Consider the following 25332-nt stretch of genomic DNA (forward strand, 5'->3'; position numbering starts at 1 on the left):
TAGATAATCAAATCAGTTGGATCACTTTTCATAAAAATCATAAGGATGGTGTGTTACTCGCTCTTTTTCAGGAGGCATTTCCATGTAGTTTCCATAACGCAACTTCAAGAATTTTTTTCTATCTTTGATAGCCATGACTTTATGACCTTCAAATTCTACATCTTCAAATTCATGAAACCATTCTGTTGGAAAAACACCCCAGTTAATATGAATCCATTCCATATAACCACATGTTTTAGTTTCCCCAAAAGGAATACTTTTGGCCATCTCTTGATACTTATCTCTCCAATATCTATCATTTCCTTCTTTTAATAATTTTCGGTGATATGGATACCGCAAAATAAGTTTTATTAAAGCTTTTGAAAAATAAAAACTCCGAGCATAGCACCATTTAAATGTGTCCATCAGATTCAAACGATATTGCTCTGTAATTTCTCTCAACTTTTCTCTTTCTTTTTCTGTATCTGGTATTCCATCAATAGGAAATATATCTACAAAGACACCTAAGTCAGGGTCTTCCCCACCAAAATATTGTTTTGTTTTTGCAATTGTATTGGGATCTATAAGTTTCGCAAAAGGGTAGCGATAGTGTATTCTAGTTTCAAAAGCTAATAACGTATAATTTTCATCTGTTTTCAATAAATCAATCAGCTTGTTGTAGTCTGGCCTTGGCATAACTATATCAATATCATCATCCCAAGGAATAAAACCTTTATGTCTTTCTACCCCAATCAAACTGCCGTAAAAAATTGTATATTTCAACTCATTTTTTCGACAAATCTTATCAATATACATCAAAATATTCACTGCTCTTTGCTGTACCTCTATCATCGTTAATTTTTTCATTTTTGTACTCTCCTAAAGCCGCCTATATCAAACAACTATTTCTTATTACGTAATTTCACTTTCATCAAATCAAAAGTGTGCTGAAGTTTTCCTAAATACAACCAAAAGACAAAAGTTGCTGTACGCCGTGTAAGAACAATTTCTGTAATCAGTAGGCTTGATACCAAAATAACCAGTACAACCTGATTATCAATAATGAATTCAATATAATCTTTATTGTTATTAGAAAAAAGGATTCGAAGAGAATTCACCATTTTAGTGATTAAAAATACTACGAAAATAATCGTTCCTGTAATACCAGTGGCTGCTAGCAAATAGAAAAAGGCACTGTGCGGTGTTTGCCCAGTTCTTGCTATATGAGTCTCAGGAATTTTTTCTTTAGCAACATCTACAAATCCTTTTGGCGTAACTCCGAATAATGGGTTTAACCTCATAAGTTCTGTTGCACTTTTCCATAATTTAAATCGACTATTTGAAATATCCGTATTCTCTTCTACATCGGGTCTTTTAGCAGACAATTTATTATTTTCTGTGTTAGCTGGCGTTCTTTTTTCAAAACTATCTAACATCTTAGGACTGCTTACATGGATTTCATTACCCAAAAAAATGTAACCGGATTGAACAAACGACACTCCACCATAAGCAATAGCTGAACAGACTATTGCTGATAATAAAGCTTGAACGAGTTTGGTAGCAACAAATTTACGATTTGTAGAATTCTTATATAAATAAACAAAAAAAACACCAAAGAAGGTTGCAGCCATTAATTGTATAATACCTGATCTAGATCCTGAAAGAGCTACATAACTGAATTGAATCAAAGCTATAAACGAGTATAGTGTTCTTTGAATAATTTTTTTATTTTTAATTATGTTTCTTATAGCAAATAATATACAGATTAAAGAAATAGTGCAGGCATAATTTGGATCAACAAAGATACCATATAATCGGTTTTCATAAAATCCTATTCTCATTCCGTAATACAATGTTTTTACAGGCATTGAAAAATTGACGTGTGCGAAAAACAAATACAAGGCAATACTCGTAAGAACTGTCCAAACGATAAGCAAAACATATTCAAAAATTTTAAAAATACGCTGGTTATTTGTTCTTCCAACTTCAAATACACAAAAGAAAAAAATACATTGCCAAATAATAAGTTTGATATTTTCTGTAAATGCATAAGAGTGATTGATTAAAGTAGTTATAACCAATATAACTATAAATAAGACTAACCAGTATTCAATTTGTATCTTCTTTTTTTTTAGTATCATAGGAAAAAAATGACAAAAAAATACTATTCCTGAAAATACAATGATTATCAATGTAAAAATTGAATCAATTTTTGTTGGAAGTGTCGAATAGACACTAACCATTCTTGCTATTAAAACCAACTCGAAAAAAATGATGTATGGTAATGATAGTTTATTCCCTATTTTTTCTATTCGTTCTAAAACATTACTAGACATATGAACCTCCGATAATCTATATTTATCCATGAAATTTAAAAATCTTTTAGTTAAAATCCAACATTGCTATTTATTATTGGCCAATTTTTTTCTTCTCAACTCCACAGGAATTTTATATAAATGAATACTAAATAGCAATAAAAGCATGGAAAGTTTGCGACTTTTCGTAAAAATTCGATTTCTCATAATAAATAGGAAATTATTTCTTAGATAATGAACGATTTTTTTGGTCTCTGGCAAGTTGGTTGCCTTGGCTGTTACGATTTTATCTAAAACTAAAAAATTGGCAAAACAGACTCTTTGGTGCGCAGCTTCTTCAATTTTTTTGCCTCTTCCTCTTAGCTTATTCTCGTTTATCACCCATGCTTCAATGAACTCAAATTGTTTGGCAGAGAATGTTTCCGTATTTATACTATCTAAACGATGATAGTAATAATATTTTTGCTTTGAATCTATTGCTATTTTTTTGCAACGGTCTAAAAGATCAACAATAACAAAAGAATCTTCATGATATTTTCCCTCAGGATAGCGGAGTGTAGAAAACAGCTCTCGTTTGTATAGTTTATTCACAGCATGAACAGAAATAATATTTCCATGTAATATTAATAACAATCCTTCCGTTGCAGTTACCGTTTTTTTGATAGTTGGTTTATTTACTGGTTTTTTCCCCTCATATACATCATATATCCCACAAATAGAAAGATCTGCTTGTTCTTTGACAATGTTGTCGTACAAAAGTTCATACATATCTTTTTCGATATAATCATCACTGTCAACAAAACCTAAATACTTTCCTCGTGCCACATCAATCCCGGCATTTCTTGCACTACTTAATCCGCCATTTTTTTTATGGATAACACGGACACGACTGTCTTTCGATGCATATTCATCACATATTTTACCGCTATTGTCAGGAGAACCGTCATCTACTAATATCACTTCGAAATCAGTAAATGTTTGTGCTAAGATTGAATCTACACATTTACTTAAATAAGGTTCTACTTTATAGACAGGAACAATAATACTAATCTCACACATTTTGCTTCTCACCTTTAACTAATTCTACTGTGTGTATCAATGATTCTTTCAATTCAAATATTGGATACCAACCATTTTCTTTGATTTTCTTGTTATCAAGTATCGCTGTGCTAGCTTTTGAGAAACCTTTTTGTTCAATCTCATCCGGCAATTCAAAAATTACTTGTTTGCCGCTGATATCAGCTAGCTGTTGGGCTAATTCTTTTAGTCGTAAATCAAAGTTTTCTGAAGAAACGTTGTACGCCTCTCCTTTTTCTCCTTCAAGCAGTAAATGAAGAATAGCAGAAACAGCATCTCCAACATATACATACGAAAAATATTGGTTTCCTTCACTTTTTAAAACAATATCTTTTTGTTCGACTGCATTTAAAATAAATTGTGAGGATGCTTTCGTATCAGATAAAAGCATCGTCGGACCAAACGTACGGCAAAGCCTTGGAATCACGATGTCGAGGTCGTGTTTTGCGATGTAGGCTTGGCATAATGATTCACTGACTCTTTTTCCTTCAGGGTAGCCTGCTCTCAGTGTATTACAATCGATGTATCCACAGTAATCTTCTGTGAATTTTTCTATATCGCCTCGATTTTCGCCATAGATTTCTACTGTTGATAAAAATAATACTCTAACCGGTTGAGTTGCTACTGCATGTTCCAATACTTGCTCTGTACCTGCAAGATTAGTCATGATCGTACCGATTGGATCAGTTGCGTAAGCCTTAGGATGTGTGTTACTTGCACCGTGTATCAAATAGTCAGCTTGAATTTCTTTTGGTAAGGGTTCTGTGACGTCACCTTCAACAATTTCGAAAGTATCTAATTCAAGATAACTGGCAAACCTTTTTTCAAGCTTCTGACGGTTTCTGCCCATTGCATAAACTTTGATTTTGATGCCTAGTTGTTCATTAGCAGCCATCAACGTATCAATCAAAAAAGAGCCGATCATTCCAGAAGCACCAATCATCAGAACGGATTTTCCATGTAGCTGTTTTATTTTTGGTGTATGATTGATTACTTTTGCCAAATCTTCTTGGTACATTGGTTGTTTAATCAACGTCATCATCTTTCACCTAGTCTTTCATTTTTAAATATGCTTTGAACAATTCTAGATCATCTGTTGTTGTCAATTTGATATTTTTATCAGAACCAGCAGCAAAATATAAAGTTTCTCCCAAATCTACCATCATGGTATTCGTATAAGAAGAATCAGTCATACCGATGTCTTCTTTCACTGCCCGGTCATATGCTGCCCGTAGTTTTCCGTATTGATAAGCTTGTGGAGTTGAGACACGCCTCAATGTGTTACGATCGACATACTGTTCCGTCGTTTCTTCTGTTTTCTTAATAAAAATTTGTTCGTTGTAAGGTAGAGAGGTTACACCGTTACCAAATTCTTTACATTTAACGATTACATCTGACAATACCAGTTCGTCTACTAGTGGACGGATTCCATCATGGATGATGATCGTATCATCATCTTCAGAGTAATCTTTCAAAAACTGGACACCATTATTGATCGACTCTTGTCCTTTTGATCCACCTGTAATGACCCATTTGACTTTGCTAATATTGAATTCTTTGATATACGCCCACATCGTTTCTTCCCAACCAGATTTGCAAACGACTAAAATCCGGTCAACTTGAGGATGGTGTTGAAATGATTCTAAAGTATAGATAATAATAGGTTTTCCTTCAATTGTAATGAACTGTTTTGGGATATCTTGTCCCATTCGTTTACCGACACCGCCGGCAATAATAATAGCTGTAATCATTTTTTTTCTGCTCCTTTAGTTAAATAATATTTTCCTTTGTACATTTTGTATGAATGTTCTGGGTCAATATAAACTGCTTCATGGTGAGAAACCTGATCTTTTTCAGGCGGAAACTGCATATAGTCGCCAAAAACTTGACTTAAATAATGATCATAGCCAATTGGTACTGGCATCTCTGTATCTTCGAATGGTACCCACACAGCAGATTCAAAGTCTTTTGCAGGATAAACATTTCCCATATATCGTGGACCGACACAAAGTTCTGTAACGAAATTCGTCGGGTTATCATTGTATTTGGTCATCTGCTTTTCAGCATATCTCCATATTTTATACTTCGTTTTTGCGGGTACGCTATTTAACAATAACTTTCCAGCTAATTCCATTGCTTTCCCATGGTTTTGTGGTACTTGCTGACTTCGATAAATCGCATAGATCATTGCCCATATCTTTTGCTTTTTCCGTTCTGCTTGCTTTTCAGGTGCAGTATCTAACGGAAAAATATCTAATTGGATACCATGAGGGATATCTAAATCTTCCTGGTACGTTTTGATAAAGGTCGTTTGGACGTTACGGATAGTTGTAAAGGAGTTCCGATCGTGATTCGTCAGAGTTGGTCTTAATAAAACAAATTTATCTTTTTGTGGGCCGGTTTCCCATAATTCAGCTAAGCGATCATAATCCCTTCTAGGCATGAAAAAATCTAAATCATCATCCCAGGGGATAAAACCTTTATGTCGAATTGCTCCGATTGCGCCGCCACCACAAAAATAACACAACAAATCGTGACTTTTACAAAAATCTACAAAGTATTGTGCCATTTCGAGATTTACTTTTTGAATTTTTTTTAATTCAGGATCTGTACTGTACATTATAGTTGCCTCAACCATTCTTTTATTAATCTTCCCTATTTTCTCATAAATAGAGGCGGTTTTCAATCTTATGCAAGTGGTTCTTTCTTTACTGACTGAAAACGGATAGATAAACAGCTATTTTTTGTTTTTAAAAGGGTTGTGACAAAAGACAGTCACAACCCCTTATTCCGACTTTTTTAATAAACTCTCTTCAACAATGCCATGATGCTTGGCATTTTCACTTCCACAAAGCTGCCGGCTTTCACCGCAGATAATAATAGAGGAGCTGGCAAATTATACAGCCATTTTGTTACTTTTTTCGCGCTGGAATCAGTCAATGCAACCTTTTTAGCTTCTTGGATGGCTGGATCATTCAAGATATGCAAGGCTTCTTCTCTTTTTTCTTTGGCAGTTCGCTCAGAATTCTCATAAATAGAAAAAATGACAGAGGTTGTTCCTTTTAAAAGAAGAGAAGCCATACCTGGTTTGTCTTTATCCCTTGTCACGACATTTGCTAATTCATAAAATTCTTTAAAGGTTTCAAATTTATTCGGTTTATATTGGTTGGTTATCCCTTTTCCACCTTCAAAATGATAGATATACTCGATTCTTGGATTCAATATTACTTGCTGACAATGTTCATAATAGTTCAAATTGAAGATACGGTCTTCACAACTGCTGTAATTTTTGAATAGAAGCTGTTTTTCCATCAAGATTTCCCTCTTGTAACATTTGTTCCAAACCACATACATCAACTGCTGATTCATCAGATGATACATATCATCCACGAACTGTTTATGATCTGTATATTGGTATTCTGGAACAAGATAGTCCTTTTCCGAAATAATTTCTTCCCCGCTTAACGTACGGAATGTAAAAGAACTGATAAGCAAATCTGCTTCAGGATGCTGTTCAAACAACTGCTGATAATCTGCCAAAATTTCTTTGACTGGCTCATCGTCTGCATCGAAAAATAATACATATTTCCCTGTAGATTGCTTGATGCCTTCATTTCGAGCAAGTCCAGGGCCTTGGTTTTCGGTTGTAAAAAGTTGAAAATGACTATCTCCTTGGATAGCTGATTGAATCAGCTGTTCTGTTTTGTCCGTTGAACCGTCATTGACCAAAATCACTTCATATTCTTCGAATGCCAGATTTTTTAAAACTTCTATTGTATGAGCAATCGTGTCTTCTGCATTATAAATTGGAATAATTATACTAAATATCGGATGGCTCATTTCATTTCTTTCCTCCAGCCTAGCGATAAATTTTCTCTTGTGAAAAGTCGATTTCTGCTAATGAACTAATATTTTCATCTTCATCTAGTCCTTGAGATGACATCTTATCAAATAAGATTTTGATTGTTTGAAGTAAAATCTTCAAATCTAATAGTAATGAATATTTTTTGATATACAACAAATCAAAACGTAGTTTACTGTTATAATCTGATACATATTTTCCGTATACTTGTGCATATCCGGTAATTCCCGCACGTACATTGTGTCTTAAATAATAATAAGGATTTTCTTCATTGAACTGATCAACGAAAAATGGTCTTTCTGGCCTTGGACCGACAATCGACATATCGCCTTTCAATACATTAAAGATTTGAGGTAATTCGTCAAAACGTACAGCACGGATAAATTTACCTACTGGTGTCACACGTGCATCGTTACTTTTAGCCAAGACTGGTCCTGATTTTGCTTCAGCTGTCGCACTCATGGAACGGAATTTATAGATTGAAAATTCCTTTTGATTTTTCGTAATACGTACTTGTTTATAGATGATTGGTCCAGGTGAAGTTGTTTTTACCAAAATCGCAGTGATTAGCATAAAAGGTGAGGCGAGGATCAGTAAAATAAGCGAAACGATGATATCAAAGAGACGCTTGAATAGTTCGTATTCTGGTTGGATTCTGAACCCAGAAACTTCAATGATGCTTTCATCTTCAAAATTCATAATATTCGGATTTATCATTGTCAGATTCTCAAAAGTCGTATTTAAAAATAATTTCTTCTCTTTTTTAGTCACTAATTGATAAATGCTGATTTTTTCATCTTCTGGGATTTTAGAAGCCAAATAGACGATATCCATATCATCGATCAATTTTTTTGTATTTTCGTAATAATTATCGATTGCCACTGCTTCAACCTTATGTTTATTGTTTTTCTTAGATTGAAAATTTTGGATAGCTGGTGCGACATCTTTCTCCAAACCTACGATAAGGACTTTCTTATCACGACTGACTCTTAAGTACAGTTTGTAAACGACTATCCGGTAAACACTAAGTAATATCGTACCTAGGATAAACGAGATCAAAATGACGCCACGCGGAAATGCAAACCATCGGCCAGCAAAAGTAACTACCATGATCCCCAATGCTATTAGTACTTGTCCAATAACAGTAATGAAGACAATATCACTGATCATTCGGTTATAGAATACATAAGCTCCTAACAAAATATTCAACGCAATAAAGATGATGGAAATAAAAATTGCTGAATGCTGAAAGGTCTCTAAGTTTCTCACTGGTACTTCTCCCTGGAATTTCAGCAAAAAACTAAGATAGATCGACACATTTAATACAAGTACATCCATAAGAATAATGAATATTCTGCGTGCCGCATTCCACTCCCCATTTTTATTCATATATACACTCCTAACCATAAAATAATGCCTCTATCATCTTACCATAGCAAAGTTTAAAAACCTAGTGAATAACCAAATTGTAAAGGAAATTAAAAGAAACGGGGAAAAGTGACTATTGTCTGTTTATATGTGTATTTCTGTATAACAGAAAGTTGTCTCAGAAGTCCCATCACTTCCTTTATGCTGAACTAGTATTCTCCTGCTAATTCCTTATTCACAAGTTACAATATTCATATAATTAAATTAAAAGAACTGTATTTTCATTAATAAAAATGAAAATACAGTTCTTTTAATCAATCAGTTCTCAACGAAAAATCGCCGATTCCTTCTTTAGTTAAATTATCGTTATAAAATGGGTCATGAGCAATATAAGAAGGCCACTTATCTTGCATTTTTTTGATTTCCCCAGCAAAACGTCTTTGTTTTTCTGGTGTATCTTCATAACCTCTTGATTTAGATTCGAAATGGTACAATTCTGCTTGATGTGCATAGACATTGTAACGACCCAGTTCATAAACTTTCAAGCACAAGTCAACATCGTTGAATGCTACTTCTAATGTTTCATCAAATCCATTGACAGCATTGAAGTCAGCTGCCTTGACCATCATACAAGCTGCAGTGACTGCTAAGTAATTGACGTCAATGACCAATCGGCCAAAGTAACCACAATGTGTTCGATCATAGTTATTCAATGCATGTCCTGCAACGCCACCGATCCCTAATAATACACCTGCATGCTGCGTTGTATCATCCGGATAAAATAATTTTGCTCCTACACAGCCGATTCGATCAAACTGTGCATAAGAAACCATCGCTGTCATCCAGTCAGGTTCAATCACTTCTGTATCGTTATTCAAGAATAAAAAGTATTTGCCGTTTGCTTTTTCTGCTGCCAGATTGTTGATACGTGAATAATTGAATGGAATGTCAATTAATTCGACGATAAATCGGTCTTTCAGCTGATGCTTGTATTCTGCAAATAATTCTTGCATTTTAGGATCTGTACTTCCATTATCTGCAATAATGATTTCATAATTTGGATAAGACGTTTTTTCGATGATCGAATCCACACAAGTTTTTAGATCTTCATAGCCATTCTTAGTTGGAATGATTACACTGACCAAGTCTTCTTGCAAAACATCATAAGTGATTTCATAAAAACCAGAAATTCTGCCAGGATGTACGCTTCCCTTGATATTTCTTCTAGATAGAGCATCTGTCAATGCTTTCACTCCAGAATCATAGATGTAGCTTTTAGCTTCTCCATTGCTTGCAGTTGATCCCGGGATCGTCCGCCAGTGATACAAGACACGGTCAATGTGGTAAATGTGTTCTGCAGGAATTTGTTCTGTCACACGAAGAACCAAATCATAATCTTGAGAGCCTTCATATCCTTTACGGAAACCGCCAAGTTCCTTAACAATGCTTGTCCGATATACGCCTAAGTGAGAGATATAATTATTTCCCATCAATGTATCGGGAGACCAGTCTGCTTTGAAGTGCGGGTCAAAGCGATTCCCATCTGCATCGATTTTATCTTCGTCACTGTAGATCAAATCCAGTTCTGGATGTACGTTTAGCACTTTTGCCACTTCATATAAGGCAAATGGAGGTAATTCGTCATCATTATCTAAGAGCGCTATAAACTCTCCTTCTGCCATTTCCAATGCAGAATTAGTTGCCAGACTGATGTGTCCATTTTCTTGTCGGAAAACGACTTTGATTCTATCATCTTTTGCTTGATAGGATTCCAGACACTTTCGGATAGCTGGATCAGTAGAAGCATCATCACTGATACATAGTTCCCAGTGATCATACGTTTGATCAAGTACCGAATCAATGCATTTTTCGAGCCATTTGATTTCAACGTTATAGACAGGCATAAGTATGGAAATCAATGGGCGGTAGGCAAATCCTTGTACTTCCTTCCTTTGCTCTTTCAGATCAGGTTTCTCATGACGACTGATCCACTCTGCATAGTCGATCGATCCTGGTTTCAATTCCAGTTTGACCCGGCGGATTGCTTTTTTTACGCCATGAGTCCTTGCATAATTTATCCCTTTTTTCAGTAATCTTTTTTTTCTTTCCCATGAAGATTCAATGCCGTCATCATAAGGATATTTACCGTTTAATTTCACAGCTATGCCATTTTGATGTCTTGCTGTTTGGAAGTCTAAGATTGCTTTTCCTCTCATTTTCCCTGATAAACGTACCTTAAAACCGCTTTGGGTCTTAACATCAAGATTATATAAATGATTGATATCCAATCTTACGACATGTGTTGCTTCAGCAATCACATTTTCTTTTTCTACCTTTATCGTAGGGATTTCTTTGGTCACTTCATCAATTGCCCAGCCCACAATAAGCAAATCGCCAGTGGCCCGTTCACGAGTGATTTGATCGATAAATACGGCAATTTCTTTTTTTTGCACGATTCGTTTACTCCTTATCTTTATAAGTTAATCATTATTTACATTTCAATGATCCATGATTGACCATTTTGAGCCACTGCTTCCACTAAGAATGAACGTTCCTTCTCGCAAAGGATCCGCAGTTCAAATCCTGCTTTTGCTCCTTCAGGTAGCTGTTTTGCTTGATTGACTTCTTCTCGTAAAACAGGAATTGCTTCAAAAAATGGTGATTGGTCGGCTGATAACTTATAGGACAATGGTTGGCGATCCGAATTAGCGATTCCCCACCCGATGATTTTCAATATCTTTGTTTCTGCATCCCAGATTTTTTCGTCAATACATAGAGAAAGCTCTTTTTCTTGGATTTTTTTCGATGTTTCTTTCTTACGTCGCCCTAATCTATGTTTGATTGTCCATTCATCACTTTCCAACAACGTGCAATAGCGATTTATGGTTGTTTTCAACGTCTGATCTAATCTTGTATTATTCTCAATAAGATAATGATTTTCTCTTTCTAATTCATCATTTTTCTCAGAAAGCTGCTTTGTAACTTCAGCCATTGGACGGATCGTTTCCAGCAATTCTTTCATTGTTGGTGTCAATTCTCCGATAAAACGATAGTGACAATGGATAGTCACTTCTTTCCCTGCAATATCCGTTAAAAAGAACTCTGGTAAATCTTTACCATCAAACAAATAACAATCATTTACTGTTTTGACTACAGCATTTGAATCGATAAATGTGAGTTTTTCTCCAGCAGCTTCTGCGCTGAATTCGATAAAGCTAGGTTGCTGCGCGAAGCGAAACACCATTCGTTCTGCTAATTCTGATACATGGAAACTTAGTGTCTCATTTTCCCCTGTGAAATTATTGAATGGTATTTGTTGAATTATTTCATCTTGTTTCGTTTGCTGGATTACTTCTAATACTTTCACATAATTAGAATTTTGTGGCTGCGCAATGGAACTTTGTGCTACTGGATGTTTCATCAATGAGAAGAAGTATTGGTAGACTTCGCCAAATGGTCGCATTTTGAAATCATAACGTACAGCTTCCGGCAATTCTTCATAAGTTGATTTTAATTCTGTATCACCTACAGCTAAGTACAAATAATCTTCAATATTGATGTATAATCCTGCTTTTTCAAAAACTTTTTGGAAGCCATCATGAGTATAAAAAGAATTATGGGTTTCATCTAGCAAACCATAAGAAGCCCATGGCAATTGATTATTGAACAAATCAATCATGACAGAATTATGCGCCAAGTTAGGGAATGTAATTAGAATTTCTCCTTCTTCATTCAAAAATTCTCTAACTTTCTTCAACGTTTTTCCAGGATCTACCAAATGTTCTAAAACATCGGCAAACAAAACGTAATCAAATGTTTGTCCAGCATAATAGTTTGCCCATTCAAAGCTTTCGATATCTCCATAAAATCCATCTTGGGCAAACTCGCTGACAAAATCGAACAATTCCTTATCTAGTTCGACAATGCTCACTTCACATTGTTTTGCTCCGATCAAATGTTTCGTTAATCGGCCGTTTCCAGGACCAAACTCTAAAACTTTACTTCCTGGTTTGATCTGTGCGGCAATTTTTCCCACACTGCTTTGTTCATCTAGGTCCATTTCAAAATCATATTTCATTGCTATGAGTCCCTTCTTCCCATTTATGGTCTAAGACCACGATGCCTTCTCCGATATAAGAACCGCTGACAAACAAGTTCATGTATTTTGTCTTGTATACCAAAGGAACCGTTGCATTTTCTTCAAAGACCGCAACGTCAAAATAATATTCACCAGCTAACAAACCTAACTTTTCATACTCCAGATAAAAGATATTCTCACCTTTTTTCCAAGGAATCTTGATACCATCTAGTAGAGTATTGAGTCCGCACACATAAAAATTGTCGACTGTACGCAGAGCAATTCCTAAAACTGGATTTTTGATTGTATCGTCTTTTACTTCATAGGTTACTTTAACGTATAGTTTTTCTCCTTGTTCCAGCATATCCACTGGATTTTTGTCTTTATCCAACAATTCGGCTTTCGTCACGTCTACGATATCTGGAGCTGCGAAGCGTTCTACTTGGTTTTTATTTCGATCTACTGTTTTAACTGATTTTTTCTTCAAAAAGTTTTCGTAATTCGTCGTTACTTCCATCGTATCACCATATTCGACAACTTCTCCATTTTTCAACCAATAGGAACGATCACAAAAACGGCGAATCGAACTAATATCATGAGAAACGAATAAAATCGTTTTTCCCGAGTTCTTAATTTCTGTAAATTTTTCCATACATTTCAGTTGGAATTCAAGATCTCCTACTGCCAATGCTTCATCCACAATCAAAATATCAGGATTCACATTGATCGCTACAGCAAAAGCTAGACGAACGAACATCCCACTTGAATAGGTTTTTACAGGTTGATAAATATGGTCGCCAATATCAGCAAATTCAATGATATCATCGACCATTTCATCGACTTCTTCTCTTGAAAATCCTAGAACCATTCCATTTAAATAGATATTTTCATAGCCAGAATACTCAGGATTGAATCCTGATCCTAGTTCTAGCAAAGCTGAGATTTTTCCTTCGATTTCCATCGTGCCGGATGTTGGTGTCAGTACTCCCGTAATGATTTTCAACATTGTAGATTTTCCCGATCCGTTTTCTCCCACGAAACCGATCATCTCACCTTTTTTTATTTCTACATTCACGTTTTTCAACGCATAAAATACATCATGATAGGATTTCTTAAAAGGATTGAGGGCTTCACGAAATCGATCCGAAGGTTTTGCGTACATATTATAAGATTTTGTGATATCTTTTAGTCTAATTGCATATTCTGTCATAGCTATTCTCCTTACAGCACATCTGAAAAATGTGGTTTCAATCTACGGAACACTGCAGAGCCGATTACGAACATTACTAACGTGAAAACCCAGAAATACAAAGTATATGTTCCATGCTCCCAGAACCAAGCTTCACTTAAAAATGACTCACGATAACCTTGAACAACATAGTACAGCGGATTTAATTTCAATATGCTTACAAGACCTGAATCAAACTGATTAGGGCTCCATAATATCGGTAGTGTCCACATGATCAACTGCAGCACGATCGTAATTAATTGCATGATATCAGGTAGAAATGGTTGGATCGATGCCGTCAGCCAAGTCAATCCTGTCAAGAAAGCACACATGCAAAATAAATAATAAATCAGCTGTAAAGACATTGCTGAAGGATATATACCATTTATAAGCGCGACAGCTATGCCAATCAGAATGAAGAATAAATGGGTGTACAGATTGGATAGGATTTTCGTCGTGGGCAAGATACGAATATTGAATACGACTTTCTTTACTAAATAAGTATATTCCCGAAAAACAACCGTAGTTGATGCAAATGCATCTGAGAAGAAGAACCAAGGAATCATCCCGGTAACTAAATATACGATAAATGGGTATTTTGCATCGATCATTTGTGCTTTCAGTCCAACACCAAATACCAGCCAATAAATCAATACAGTAAATAGCGGATTGATAAACGCCCATAAGATCCCTAAAAACGATCCTGCATATCTTGATTTGAAGTCATTGATCGAAAACTGTAGCAGTAATTTTCTGTTCTGATAAATGTCCTTCATAAATAAATACAAATCTTTAAACATTTGTGTTCCTCCAAGCGATTTCAGTGAATTACAGTCAAGTGCCATTTTACCATATTTTTGGTACCGAGCTGCGTTCTTATTTATTTCTTAATTTTCTATGATACAAGATTTTCTCTAACGTTTCTATTTTACAGAAGATGCTAGACAATTGCAATAAACCAAAAAAGGCTGCGACGGTTGTCACAGCCTCTCTCGTATTTTGCGCCTATCAATGATAGCGTTGGATCCTGGAAGAATGAGCGCTATCTGGTTGTTCCTCATAACTTGGATCTCCAGCATTCATGTCGTCATATGGCTCTTCTATGTCATAGTATTCTTCCATAACTTTCGTTTCGTCATAGCGATGAACGGCCATAGCCAACAGGATATAAATAATCGGAACCCACGGGTATGAAGTCAATGTATCCTCCATAAATGACTGCATCATCACCGCAAAAAAGGCCCAGATAAAAGTCATCTGCCCGTTGGATAAATCTGCTTTCAACGTTAAGCGACCAATAAAAAGGATAAGCAGCAAAGCAGCAACTCCAAACCCTATTAACCCATAGATATTCAAAATAGAATTATAACTATTGTGGTTTCCTAAAAATTGGTTTCCTCGTTGGAAGATGAATGTTTTCATCCCAAGTAAAACTTGCTCAGATTTTTCTCCTAGCGTCTGATAGAATTTATGCCAAATATCTTCTCTACCGGTAAACAAATTGACTTTTTCGGAAACAGCGGCTAGATAAGAAATCGGTAAAGCCAAAAGAATCGTAGCCGTATAGGCAATAAACGGCGCACGAATGACACGCATCAATGATTTAGGTAAAAGATCCAATATCGCAAAAACAATCAATGCAACTAATGCGCCTCTTGATTGACAGACCCAAATGCCTAAAAAGGCTGCAACGACTGCTATCGCACCGATGATACGAACATACCACCGTTCAAAAGAACTGGCAAATCCGCTGATCAATAAAGCAAGAGTCATCAAAGAACTTCCGATTGTATTCGTATTGATCCAAATATCAGAAAGCGAATTGCCTGGAGTCCAGATGCTTTGTCCTTCTGGTACTTGGATCTCTGTAAATACACGATATAATGTGATTCCGAGGAAGACCGTAAAGACAAGCAGATAAATACCGCGATCCCATTTTGTCCACTCAATCCATTTAATTACTAAACAAAATAAAATAATCAAAGGAAACAGTAAATCTCCAAATAAAGACTCATTTCTTAATTCCCGAAAGTAAGAAAAGAAAATGAAAAGTGCAAGCGCAACACCTAGATAAAGAAAATCGACGCCTTTTGCTTTATAAACATTTAAAATGAGCAAAATAGCCACACTAAAAGCGATAAGTAATGAACTATTGTTATATATAAACAAAGTTGCTGGAAAACCTAACCCTGCTGTCCAAACAAAAAAGACTAGCGTCAGCAACAAAAGCAAGAAACCAGCACTCATTTTGTTGACAAATTTTTGTACGATTGCTTGAATTATCTCCACTCTCCTTTCTAATAATACTTCAGGGTTATTCTCAGCTAGCCCATTACTGTAAGACTAGCTGATTTTCCTGAGTTTGTGTTTGTGGTACATCTGGATAATCCGGATATTCTACTTTAAAAATCATATAACCGTCTTTGTCCGGTCCATATAGTTGTGTGAATTGAGCTTCATATAACTGATTGTAATCAGTTAACGGTCGCTTACTGATTACATAGTTGATCCCTAATTTTTCTGCGTCTTCAAAATTCAACGTGACCGAGAACATATCTGGACGATCTAAAATGAACTTTGTATCTTCCTTAGCGATAAAAGCTCTTGTGTGAGCATACCGATTATAATACTTCTCATGTTCTTCTTTTGGATCGATTTTCTTCCATGCAGCCATATCTGGATAAAAGCGGACTGTATTGAAAGATTTCACTCCCAATGTTGGGGTGAAGTTATATAATTCATCTTCAGACAACCAAACTTTACCAGGATCTTGTTGATCGATTTTTTGGATTTCTTTTGCCAGTGTTTTTTCAAAAATCGCTCCTGTACCTTCTACGACTGGATTGACGAAAAAGCCAGATACGATAACTAAGGCGGCAAAAGCGAGGTAAAACAAGCGTCTCCAGCCAAATAATGCAAAAGCTAAAATCACTGTTCCCAACACAGCAACTGCGATGGTTTCAAAATCCGAAAAATAATTATCCATTTTCGAATGCGTAATCGCATAGAAATAAGACCATGCATTTACTGCCAACAAAATGAATTTATACCAAATAGGAATAACATCTTCTCTCCAAATATAAGCGATAAACCAGATCGATAATAAACAAGCCGCAAAACTAAAAGTAAGGATGGCTCTTAATGGAGGAACATAAGACAGCAGAGTGATTTCTGCTAGCCATTTTGGCAACCCAACGGTAATCCAAAAGATAGAAAACAGACAAAAAATCATCAAAATACGTCCCAGTAACTTTTGTTCGCTATCTTTTTTGCCAAATAACACAAATGGACTTGCTAGGAATACAGTTGGAAAAAAGTGATAGAACAGGGCCACTTCAGAGTTATTCGAATAGTTGATATCTTCAAAAGGAATTTTCCAATTTGTAAGGAAAGAAAAAAATTCGCCAATCGTCCACTTTCCTCCAGTACTTACCCGTTTTCCTGGATATAAGGTATTCAAAGAAGCTAACAATGCGTCTTTTGACGTTAGCCAGAAATGAACCATGACTCCGCCAATAAATAAAACTGCCCCTCCAATCAACACTACATCCAACAGATCCCATGAAACTTTCTCGCTATAGTAAATAAGCAGGCCAACAAAATAAAAAATCAGCAAGTACGCCAGCATCACTTGATGGGCTGGGTAAATCACTAAAATAAACCCAATACCGAAAATAACCACCAAAAGCATCATCAACGTTCGTAGCCATTTTTTATCATGATTGTAGAAATAATGATAAAAAGCAGTCATCAGTCCCAAAGTAAAGAAAATCAAATCGCCCACATGTTGCATGAACCACCACTGGACTGCTGGAGAAAATGTCAGCGCAAATGCACCGATTAGCGATAGAGCTTTTTTTCTCTTCGTTAATATCATCAGTACTTCGAATCCAAGCAAGACCATGACGACTAATTTCATCGCCCAATAAAAGGAAAGTCCTCGATCTCTTCCGAGGAAAAAGAATCCCCAGTTGAATGGTTTTCCGATAACCGTAATATCCTTTACAGGAGAATTATACGCAATGATCATGTTTTGTCCGTTTAATGAATAATCCTCGTTCACCAACGGAAAGTCCTCTTCAGCTTGTGAGAGGTAAAAAGGTGTCTGCACCAGCCATTCGTCTGACCGCACTTCCCGATTCTGTCCAAAAATCACATCAGTTTTTTTCCCATCGTCTCTTTGCGACACATATTTATCCCAAACACCAAGTGAACTTCCGTTTAAATTAAAAGTAACGATGACCACGATGACTAAAACGCCAATAAGATAGCGGAGTTTTAGAAACAGGTCAAGCACCAAATTCGAATCTGCCTGATTCGCTTTTGGCTTTTCTTTTCGTCGTGCACTTCTTGTTTGTTTTTCCATATCATGCTCCAAATTCTATTTGATAAAAAGGAAATTACTTATTCATTTTTTTGGCAGCTTCCAGCATTTGCGCAAGTGCTTCTTGCCAAGTTGGTATGACAAAACCTAACGCTTCTGTCTTTTTCAGGCTCATGACTGAATACTGCGGACGTGTTGCTTTTTGCGGAAATTCTTCTGACGTAACAGGCGCAACTTCTACATCTGTATCTTTCAATATTTCTTTTGCGAATTCATACCAAGAACAGCTATTTTCGTTCGACAAATGATAAATACCAAATGGTGCTTTTTCTTCGATGACATATACCATAAATTCTGCCAAAGTACGTGTCCAAGTTGGTCGCCCAAACTGGTCATTTACTACAGTCAGTTTGTCGCGGGTTTCCGCTAGGCGTTGCATCGTGAAGACGAAATTGTGTCCATAGATCCCGAAAACCCAAGAAGTTCGTATGATATAATAGTCTTCTAAAATCTCTTCTACTGCTTTTTCGCCTAATAATTTCGTACGACCATATTCATTTAGTGGATTCGTTTGGTCGTCTACTTCGTATTCTACATTTTTGTTTTTTCCATCGAAAACATAGTCTGTACTGATATAGACGAATTGAGCATTCACAGCTTTTGCTGCAAGTGCTACATTTCTTGTACCATCAACATTGATCTTCTCATCTAATTCTTTTGCTTCTTCTTCTGCTTTATCTACTGCTGTGTAAGCTGCACAATGGAAAATAACATCAGGTTTTAATTCTGTGATGTAAGCCATTGTTTTCTCGGCATCTGTGATATCCAAGTCTTTTGCATCTGTTGAAACATATGGCAGATTTTTTTCATCTAATAAATGGCGCAATTCTGTACCTAGTTGCCCATTTCCTCCAGTTAATAAAAACATATGATTATCCGCTCCTTGATTTTTATTTTAAAAAAGAGACAGGCGAGCGCCTGCCTCACATGTGTTTTTCCATTAATACAGTGACATTTTCTCTGTATTATTGTCCATTTTTGGCATATGCTGCTTCAACGGCCTCTTTTTCTTTTTTCCACCAGTCTTCATGTTCTTCGTACCATTTGATCGTGTCAGCCAACCCATCACGGAAGTTCGTAAACTCAGGCTTCCATCCTAACTCTTCCCGTAATTTTGTCGAATCGATTGCATAACGCAAGTCGTGTCCTGCACGGTCGTTTACATGGTCGTACGCATCTTTTGGTTGACCCATCATTTCTAAGATCAATTCCATCACGGTCTTATTATCTTCTTCACCGTCTGCACCGATCAGATAGGTTTCGCCAATTCTGCCTTTCGTCAAAATCAGCCACACTGCTGAAGAATGATCATTCGTATGGATCCAGTCACGAACATTCTTTCCTTCGCCATATAATTTTGGACGAATACCGCTTAAGATATTCGTTACTTGGCGAGGAATAAATTTTTCAATATGCTGATAAGGACCATAGTTGTTTGAACAGTTTGAAATGGTTGCACGTAAGCCAAAAGAACGCACCCATGCTTTTACTAACAGATCTGAACCAGCTTTTGTAGAAGAATATGGACTTGAAGGATTATATGGTGTTTCCGCAGTGAATTTTTCTCCTTCGCCTTCCCCATGTCCTGGCAGGTCTTCACGTAATGGAAGATCGCCGTAAACCTCGTCAGTAGATACGTGATGATAGCGTACATCATACTTGCGGCAAGCTTCTAAAAGTGTATACGTACCAATGATATTCGTTTGTACAAATGGGAAAGGATCTTTTAATGAATTATCGTTATGGGATTCTGCCGCGTAATGAACAACTGCGTCCGCTTCTTTTACTAGACGGTCCACTAATTCTGCATCTGCAACATCTCCTACGACCAATTCTACGCGATCGCTAGGAAGTCCAGCCAAGTTCTCTTTGTTTCCTGCATAAGTCAGTTTATCCAAAACAGTGACATGCACTTCTGGATGATTGTTTACCACGTAATGAACGAAATTAGAGCCGATGAATCCGGCACCTCCGGTAACAATGATGTTTTTCATAAGAAAATTTCTCCTTAATTCTTAGATTTCTCCGTAAACAAATGGATTTTCTGCTTCAAATTCTTTTAATGTCGGATGACGGTGATCTTTTTCCGACATAATCGCTCTTGATGGATCAATTGGCCAATCAATCGCTAAATCTGGATCATCAAATGCGATGCCCCCATCTGCTTCTGCATTATAGTAATTATCACACTTATAAAGGAAGTTCACATTTGGTGTCAAAGTAACGAATCCATGGGCATATCCTTTAGGTACAAGCAACTGTCGATGATTATGTTCAGATAAGATAAATCCGTCCCATTGACCATAAGTCGGGCTACCTTTGCGGATATCCACTACTACATCTAAAACTGCTCCAGTGACTACCCGAATCAATTTTGTCTGTGCAGCTTCTCCTTTTTGGAAATGAAGCCCCCGAAGGACACCAGCTTCAGCTGATAGTGAATGGTTGTCTTGAACAAAGTCATATTTCAATCCATGTTCTGCAAATTTTGCTTTTGAATAACTTTCTGTGAAGAAACCGCGATGATCGCCAAAGACGTCCATTTCTACGATTTTGACATCTGTTAATTTTGTATCTGTTACTTTCATCTGTAAGGACTCCTTATTCAGCGGCCAAATTCAATAAATATTGACCGTATTGATTTTTTTTCAATGGCTGTGCAAGGGCCAGCAATTGTTCCTTATCGATGTAGCCCATACGGTAAGCAATTTCTTCCAAACAAGCCACTTTTAAGTTCTGACGTTTTTCAATTGTTTCGATAAAGGTAGATGCTTCAAGCAATGATTCATGTGTTCCTGTATCAAGCCAAGCAAATCCGCGTCCCATAAGTTCTACGGATAGTTTTCCTTTATCCAAATATGCTTTATTGACATCCGTAATCTCTAGTTCTCCACGTTCTGAAGGTTTGATACCTTTAGCGATAGAAATTACCTCATTGTCATAAAAATAAAGGCCAGTTACAGCGTAATTTGATTTTGGCTGAGCAGGCTTTTCTTCAATCGACAAAGCTTGCATATTCTCATCAAATTCTACTACACCAAAGCGTTCTGGATCATTGACATGATAGCCAAATACTGTCGCGCCTGTATCTTTTGAAGCTGCTCGTTGCAACATTTTAGACAGACCGCCACCATAGTAAATATTGTCCCCTAATACCAAGCAGACACTATCATCTCCAATAAATTCTTCTCCAATGATAAACGCTTGTGCCAATCCATCTGGACTTTCTTGTACTGCATATTCGATCTGCAGTCCTAAATCATTTCCGTTTCCAAATAATTCCTTGAAACGTGGTGTATCTTGTGGCGTTGAAATAATCAGAATTTCTTTGATTCCCGCCAACATCAGAGTAGACATTGGATAATAAATCATTGGTTTGTCATAAATCGGCATCAATTGTTTCGATGTTGCCTTTGTTAAAGGGTACAGACGTGTTCCGCTGCCCCCAGCAAGAATGATTCCCTTCATGGATATATGCTCTCCTTTTTGATTTCAAATTTCACTTTGTTATTATCTCATCAATTGTTATATTTGTCATGGAAATATTAAGGATTTAAACATCTTTTATCAACGTTTAAACCATTTTCGTTTGATCAACGCCGTAATCAGATGAACACGCCAAGAAATTTTTTGCCGTAATTTAGAATGTGTTTCAATCTCACTCGCGTTTAAATCATGTCTTCGGTACAGAGTTAACGGTTCTCTTAGGAACCCAGTCTTCTTTCCTCCCAGCAAACCAATCCACATATCATGCATCGGCACTTCTGACGGGATCGGCAAAATATCGGGTTTTAAAGAAGACCGGAAAGCCATACCAGCACCAATATAGTGACTTCTTATCACATTATTAAGCCATCCTTCTTTGGAATTTCGAAACGAAAAATACGAATCATGGATCTCTTGCAGCTCGCTGTCCACAATGATCAAATCAGAAACTACTACTAGCTGATCCGGATTCTGCTCAAAATAGTCAGTGATCTTTTTCACTTTTGTCTCCAACCAAACATCATCTTGGTCTGCCAAAAAGATTAGATCTCCTTTCGTCTGCTGGATCGCATAACCAAAATTAGCGATCAATCCTTGACGAGGCCCCGAAAAAAGCTGGATTCGCTTATCTTTTTCTGCGTATTCAGTTAATATATCCCATGTATCATCTACTGACCCATCATCAGAAATGACTACTTCATCTTCTGCTGAAAGCTGAGATAAAATACTATCTAACTGCTCTCTTAAATATCTGCCTCCATTAAAGGTAGCTATACAAACCGAACGCACGAATTCACACCTTCCAATTCTTAACATATGAGCGCAAAGTCATCCGCCAGATATGCCGGTTTTTGACGGTCAAGAACTGTTTAGCTGTTCTTAACAATAATTGTCGTCGGTGACTGGATAAATGCCTTTGATCATATTCATGATAAAATCGATTTTCTGCTTGTAAAATAGAACGGTATCGATTACTTGAAACTTTTTCATAGTCTAAAACCGAAAGATCATGTTCCATTCGTACAGGAAGGATCTCCACAGTTTTTTCCAACTGATCCACTTTCCAAAACAGCCAATGATCCAAAAAATCTAAAGAAAAAGCAGGATTAAACCCGCCAATCTTTTTTAGAAATTTGACAGACCAGGCAACACCTGAATTGATTGCCATGATTCGTTCAGCTGTTGGGCCTTCAACTTCTACTGCTTGAGCTGTACGATTGATATAACGATCTGAATATAGGGGAGAAACTTGTCGGCTCCCAGAAAAAATCATCGGAACTGCAGCAACACATTCATCTGTAAAGGTTACTTTACGCAATAGTTCAAAATAATCGTCGACTAGCCTCGTATCCTGATCCAGAGTGACGAGACAACGTGTTCCTTCATCTGCTTGAGACAACGCAAAATTATAAGCCACCGCTAAACCAGGATTTTGCGGATCATGATGATAAACGATATTTTCTTTTTCAAACAGCTCATTTTGCTGCCTTTGAGGACTATTATCGTAAATAATAAGCTGAATTTGCTTTTCGCTAAGTGCTTTGCTTAATGGTCCATAAGCTGGAGATTGACTGAATAGTTGCTGATAAAGCACAACGACTACTAATATTTCTGGTTTCATCAGAAAAAACGCCACCCCCACTTATTGAAAAATTTCATCATAGAAGTCAAAAACACGCGAAACAGTTTTGCATTTCGATGCGCACCCTTCCCGTAAAAATGGATAACTGCATAAAAGGGTGTGTACAATAACTTGTAACCTGCTTTTTCAAAACTCAAACACAAGTCGTTGTCTTCAAAGTACATGAAGAAACGCTCATCAAACCCCTTTATCTCTTTAAATTTATCAATATCAGCTACCATAAAACTACCTGAGATCATCCGTACATAACTATTAGCATCAGTAGGCAATCCTCGGCATTCAAACACAGCCAGTCGTTTGTCAAACTTTTTTTTGACCCATTTGAAAGGCACAAAGCGCAAAACGTAATCAAAAACAGCCAGCTGCTCACGGATGAGGTGCTGAGTTGTTCCATCTTCATTAAGAATCTTAGGTGCTAACATCGCACATTCCGGATGTTCTTTCAATAACAAGACCAATGCTGTAACTGTCTCTTCATCCACTAAAATATCTGGGTTACAAATAATGCCATAGCGAGAATCGCTAGCTATCAGATTGTGATTATGTCCATAACCAAATCCGGAATTTTCATCATGAAAATAGATATCGATGTAGGGATATTTCCTATACTTTGTTAGTCTTTTTTTGTACTCGGGAAGTGAATTGTTGTCAAAAATTCGGATTTTTACTGCTGTTTCATCTTTTACAGTTGAAATAAAATTATCTAGTGTCCGAAAAATTTTATCACTGTTTGCCGTCACAATACTAATAAGGATCGGCTGGTTTAATTTGTTATTCATCTATATGACGGTTCCATTTCTTCAAATATTTCTGTTTTACTTGCGTACGGTACTCTTTATTCCCTAAAAATCGCAATGTTTTTAAAATAAACTGATGTTTCTCATTGATCAGACCAATCAATTCAAATAATAAAATTGCAGCAAACAACATGGCAATAATCAATATGATCGTTCCGATTCTTCCAGTATAATTCATGACCATAGCTGTGAAAGAAAACATCAAAGCCATCGCATAAATCGTCAGGACAGCACCTTTATGAGTAAAGCCTAAACTGATTAGTCGGTGATGAAGATGTTTTTTATCTGCTGTAGAAAAAGAAACACGGTTTGCTTTTCTCCTAATGATAGCAAAAAACGTGTCTGTTACCGGCACTCCCATGACGATCAGCAAAGAAATCGATGAAACAAAAGTCACGTTCTTCAGCCCTTGTAGTGAAAGGACGGCCATCATAAACCCTAGGAATAGAGCTCCTGTATCGCCTAAATAAATCTTTGCCGGATAAAAATTGTAAGGAAAAAAACCGATAATACTTGCTACAAGACAGAAAATAACAACTGGAATATACACTGTAGAAGCATGGAGGAAAAAATATCCAATGATTCCTATCGTAATTAAACCGATCAATGAAATCCCTGCCGCCAGCCCATCCAAACCGTCAATCAGATTGACCGCATTCGTGATACCGAAGATCCAAAAAACCGTTACGGGAAAACTAAGCCAGCCTAGTTGGATATATCCAATAAAAGGAAGCGTGAAGGAATCAATACGTATATCTGCTACAAAATAAATAATAAGAGAAGCAATCAAGATCCCTATACTTTTTTGTTTAGGTGTCAGCTCATATTTATCATCGAGCACTCCTGTGACTATGATTACTAAAGAAGCAATCAGGATCGGTACAATATACGATTGAGGGATAATTTTACGGAATAAGAATAAAGTCGATATAACAAATGAAATAAAGATAGGCAGTCCGCCCGCTGAAGGCATTGGAACTTTATTTATTCTTCTTTCATTTGGTTTGTCGACCATACCTGTTTGTACTGAAATGATTTTGAATACAGGTGTTAATATCAGTGATAATAAAATTGTCAGAAAAAATCTTATAACCATACTAAAAGAAACAAGCATAT

The 25332-nt window shown here is 36.5% G+C and carries 22 protein-coding genes; all 22 read right to left on the minus strand.

Going from position 1 to position 25332, the window contains the following annotated elements; genetic code table 11:
• Window positions 1-21 precede the first annotated feature (21 nt).
• Window positions 22-846, minus strand: coding sequence for a LicD family protein (locus tag OZ002_RS07730; RefSeq protein ID WP_156249169.1), 825 nt, complete (start codon window positions 844-846; stop codon window positions 22-24).
• A gap of 35 nt (window positions 847-881) precedes the next feature.
• Window positions 882-2315 carry an O-antigen ligase family protein gene (locus tag OZ002_RS07735; RefSeq protein ID WP_010727878.1) on the minus strand — a complete coding sequence of 478 codons (1434 nt, stop codon included), beginning with the start codon at window positions 2313-2315 and terminating at the stop codon, window positions 882-884.
• Between the two features lie 66 nt (window positions 2316-2381).
• Complete coding sequence (locus OZ002_RS07740) at window positions 2382-3353, minus strand: glycosyltransferase family 2 protein (protein ID WP_123840268.1); 972 nt, start codon at window positions 3351-3353, stop codon at window positions 2382-2384.
• Complete coding sequence (locus tag OZ002_RS07745; RefSeq protein WP_002332059.1) at window positions 3346-4413, minus strand: NAD-dependent epimerase/dehydratase family protein; 1068 nt, start codon at window positions 4411-4413, stop codon at window positions 3346-3348. Before OZ002_RS07745 ends, OZ002_RS07740 begins: the two co-directional genes overlap by 8 nt.
• A 7-nt stretch (window positions 4414-4420) precedes the next feature.
• The gene (locus tag OZ002_RS07750; RefSeq protein ID WP_002297058.1) at window positions 4421-5122 is read right to left on the minus strand and encodes an IspD/TarI family cytidylyltransferase; all 702 of its coding nucleotides are present in this window, start codon (window positions 5120-5122) and stop codon (window positions 4421-4423) included.
• A complete protein-coding gene (locus OZ002_RS07755; RefSeq protein ID WP_156249170.1) occupies window positions 5119-5991 on the minus strand; it encodes a LicD family protein in 873 nt (290 codons plus the stop codon). Before OZ002_RS07755 ends, OZ002_RS07750 begins: the two co-directional genes overlap by 4 nt.
• Window positions 5992-6170: 179 nt before the next feature.
• Window positions 6171-7211 (minus strand): glycosyltransferase family 2 protein, encoded by a 1041-nt coding sequence (locus OZ002_RS07760; RefSeq protein WP_156249171.1) that lies wholly within the window; start codon window positions 7209-7211, stop codon window positions 6171-6173.
• 19 nt (window positions 7212-7230) lie between these two features.
• On the minus strand, window positions 7231-8622 hold the full coding sequence (locus OZ002_RS07765; RefSeq protein WP_325083061.1) for a sugar transferase: 1392 nt from the start codon (window positions 8620-8622) through the stop codon (window positions 7231-7233).
• Window positions 8623-8915: 293 nt separating this feature from the next.
• Entirely contained in the window at window positions 8916-11054 is a 2139-nt protein-coding gene (locus tag OZ002_RS07770) for a glycosyltransferase family 2 protein (RefSeq protein ID WP_252704076.1), read from the minus strand.
• A gap of 38 nt (window positions 11055-11092) precedes the next feature.
• Window positions 11093-12679 carry a class I SAM-dependent methyltransferase gene (locus OZ002_RS07775; protein ID WP_156249172.1) on the minus strand — a complete coding sequence of 529 codons (1587 nt, stop codon included), beginning with the start codon at window positions 12677-12679 and terminating at the stop codon, window positions 11093-11095.
• Window positions 12669-13889, minus strand: a complete 1221-nt coding sequence (locus OZ002_RS07780; protein ID WP_002289079.1) for an ABC transporter ATP-binding protein — start codon at window positions 13887-13889, stop codon at window positions 12669-12671. The genes OZ002_RS07775 and OZ002_RS07780 overlap by 11 nt, the downstream gene beginning before the upstream one ends.
• 11 nt (window positions 13890-13900) lie before the next feature.
• The gene (locus OZ002_RS07785) at window positions 13901-14707 is read right to left on the minus strand and encodes an ABC transporter permease (RefSeq protein WP_002289081.1); all 807 of its coding nucleotides are present in this window, start codon (window positions 14705-14707) and stop codon (window positions 13901-13903) included.
• A 208-nt stretch (window positions 14708-14915) separates the two neighbouring features.
• Window positions 14916-16196 carry an EpaQ family protein gene (locus OZ002_RS07790; RefSeq protein WP_053086426.1) on the minus strand — a complete coding sequence of 427 codons (1281 nt, stop codon included), beginning with the start codon at window positions 16194-16196 and terminating at the stop codon, window positions 14916-14918.
• A gap of 43 nt (window positions 16197-16239) precedes the next feature.
• Window positions 16240-18273, minus strand: a complete 2034-nt coding sequence (locus OZ002_RS07795) for a DUF7657 domain-containing protein (protein ID WP_049142248.1) — start codon at window positions 18271-18273, stop codon at window positions 16240-16242.
• Window positions 18274-18307: 34 nt separating this feature from the next.
• Complete coding sequence (gene rfbD / locus OZ002_RS07800) at window positions 18308-19159, minus strand: dTDP-4-dehydrorhamnose reductase (protein ID WP_002294531.1); 852 nt, start codon at window positions 19157-19159, stop codon at window positions 18308-18310.
• A 97-nt stretch (window positions 19160-19256) separates the two neighbouring features.
• Window positions 19257-20285: a dTDP-glucose 4,6-dehydratase gene (gene rfbB / locus OZ002_RS07805; protein ID WP_002294532.1), complete on the minus strand. Its 1029-nt coding sequence runs from the start codon at window positions 20283-20285 to the stop codon at window positions 19257-19259.
• 21 nt (window positions 20286-20306) lie between these two features.
• Window positions 20307-20879 (minus strand): dTDP-4-dehydrorhamnose 3,5-epimerase, encoded by a 573-nt coding sequence (gene rfbC, locus OZ002_RS07810; RefSeq protein ID WP_002286442.1) that lies wholly within the window; start codon window positions 20877-20879, stop codon window positions 20307-20309.
• Window positions 20880-20892: 13 nt separating this feature from the next.
• The gene (rfbA, locus tag OZ002_RS07815; RefSeq protein ID WP_002286449.1) at window positions 20893-21759 is read right to left on the minus strand and encodes a glucose-1-phosphate thymidylyltransferase RfbA; all 867 of its coding nucleotides are present in this window, start codon (window positions 21757-21759) and stop codon (window positions 20893-20895) included.
• A 99-nt stretch (window positions 21760-21858) separates the two neighbouring features.
• The gene (locus OZ002_RS07820) at window positions 21859-22566 is read right to left on the minus strand and encodes a glycosyltransferase family 2 protein (RefSeq protein ID WP_002286451.1); all 708 of its coding nucleotides are present in this window, start codon (window positions 22564-22566) and stop codon (window positions 21859-21861) included.
• Between the two features lie 4 nt (window positions 22567-22570).
• Window positions 22571-23398, minus strand: coding sequence for a glycosyltransferase (locus OZ002_RS07825; RefSeq protein WP_002286453.1), 828 nt, complete (start codon window positions 23396-23398; stop codon window positions 22571-22573).
• Window positions 23398-24198: a glycosyltransferase gene (locus OZ002_RS07830; RefSeq protein WP_002377108.1), complete on the minus strand. Its 801-nt coding sequence runs from the start codon at window positions 24196-24198 to the stop codon at window positions 23398-23400. Before OZ002_RS07830 ends, OZ002_RS07825 begins: the two co-directional genes overlap by 1 nt.
• The gene (locus tag OZ002_RS07835; protein WP_002332067.1) at window positions 24191-25330 is read right to left on the minus strand and encodes an MraY family glycosyltransferase; all 1140 of its coding nucleotides are present in this window, start codon (window positions 25328-25330) and stop codon (window positions 24191-24193) included. Before OZ002_RS07835 ends, OZ002_RS07830 begins: the two co-directional genes overlap by 8 nt.
• Between the last annotated feature and the right edge of the window lie 2 nt (window positions 25331-25332).

Source organism: Enterococcus sp. E4-150 (assembly GCF_035726465.1).
Classification (GTDB): domain Bacteria; phylum Bacillota; class Bacilli; order Lactobacillales; family Enterococcaceae; genus Enterococcus_B; species Enterococcus_B faecium.

Bases quoted from the DNA above. Each gene is read 5' to 3' on its own strand.
- OZ002_RS07795 (WP_049142248.1), bottom strand. From the start codon at position 18,273: ATGGAAAAACAAACAAGAAGTGCACGACGAAAAGAAAAGCCAAAAGCG.
- OZ002_RS07775 (WP_156249172.1), bottom strand. From the start codon at position 12,679: ATGAAATATGATTTTGAAATGGACCTAGATGAACAAAGCAGTGTGGGA.
- OZ002_RS07760 (WP_156249171.1), bottom strand. From the start codon at position 7,211: ATGAGCCATCCGATATTTAGTATAATTATTCCAATTTATAATGCAGAA.
- OZ002_RS07825 (WP_002286453.1), bottom strand. From the start codon at position 23,398: ATGAAACCAGAAATATTAGTAGTCGTTGTGCTTTATCAGCAACTATTC.
- OZ002_RS07835 (WP_002332067.1), bottom strand. From the start codon at position 25,330: ATGCTTGTTTCTTTTAGTATGGTTATAAGATTTTTTCTGACAATTTTA.
- OZ002_RS07830 (WP_002377108.1), bottom strand. From the start codon at position 24,198: ATGAATAACAAATTAAACCAGCCGATCCTTATTAGTATTGTGACGGCA.
- OZ002_RS07755 (WP_156249170.1), bottom strand. From the start codon at position 5,991: ATGTACAGTACAGATCCTGAATTAAAAAAAATTCAAAAAGTAAATCTC.
- OZ002_RS07745 (WP_002332059.1), bottom strand. From the start codon at position 4,413: ATGATGACGTTGATTAAACAACCAATGTACCAAGAAGATTTGGCAAAA.
- OZ002_RS07750 (WP_002297058.1), bottom strand. From the start codon at position 5,122: ATGATTACAGCTATTATTATTGCCGGCGGTGTCGGTAAACGAATGGGA.
- OZ002_RS07735 (WP_010727878.1), bottom strand. From the start codon at position 2,315: ATGTCTAGTAATGTTTTAGAACGAATAGAAAAAATAGGGAATAAACTA.
- rfbA (WP_002286449.1), bottom strand. From the start codon at position 21,759: ATGAAGGGAATCATTCTTGCTGGGGGCAGCGGAACACGTCTGTACCCT.
- rfbC (WP_002286442.1), bottom strand. From the start codon at position 20,879: ATGAAAGTAACAGATACAAAATTAACAGATGTCAAAATCGTAGAAATG.
- OZ002_RS07730 (WP_156249169.1), bottom strand. From the start codon at position 846: ATGAAAAAATTAACGATGATAGAGGTACAGCAAAGAGCAGTGAATATT.
- OZ002_RS07785 (WP_002289081.1), bottom strand. From the start codon at position 14,707: ATGTTTAAAGATTTGTATTTATTTATGAAGGACATTTATCAGAACAGA.
- OZ002_RS07765 (WP_325083061.1), bottom strand. From the start codon at position 8,622: ATGAATAAAAATGGGGAGTGGAATGCGGCACGCAGAATATTCATTATT.
- rfbB (WP_002294532.1), bottom strand. From the start codon at position 20,285: ATGAAAAACATCATTGTTACCGGAGGTGCCGGATTCATCGGCTCTAAT.
- OZ002_RS07740 (WP_123840268.1), bottom strand. From the start codon at position 3,353: ATGTGTGAGATTAGTATTATTGTTCCTGTCTATAAAGTAGAACCTTAT.
- OZ002_RS07780 (WP_002289079.1), bottom strand. From the start codon at position 13,889: ATGACAGAATATGCAATTAGACTAAAAGATATCACAAAATCTTATAAT.
- rfbD (WP_002294531.1), bottom strand. From the start codon at position 19,159: ATGTTTTTATTAACTGGAGGAAATGGGCAACTAGGTACAGAATTGCGC.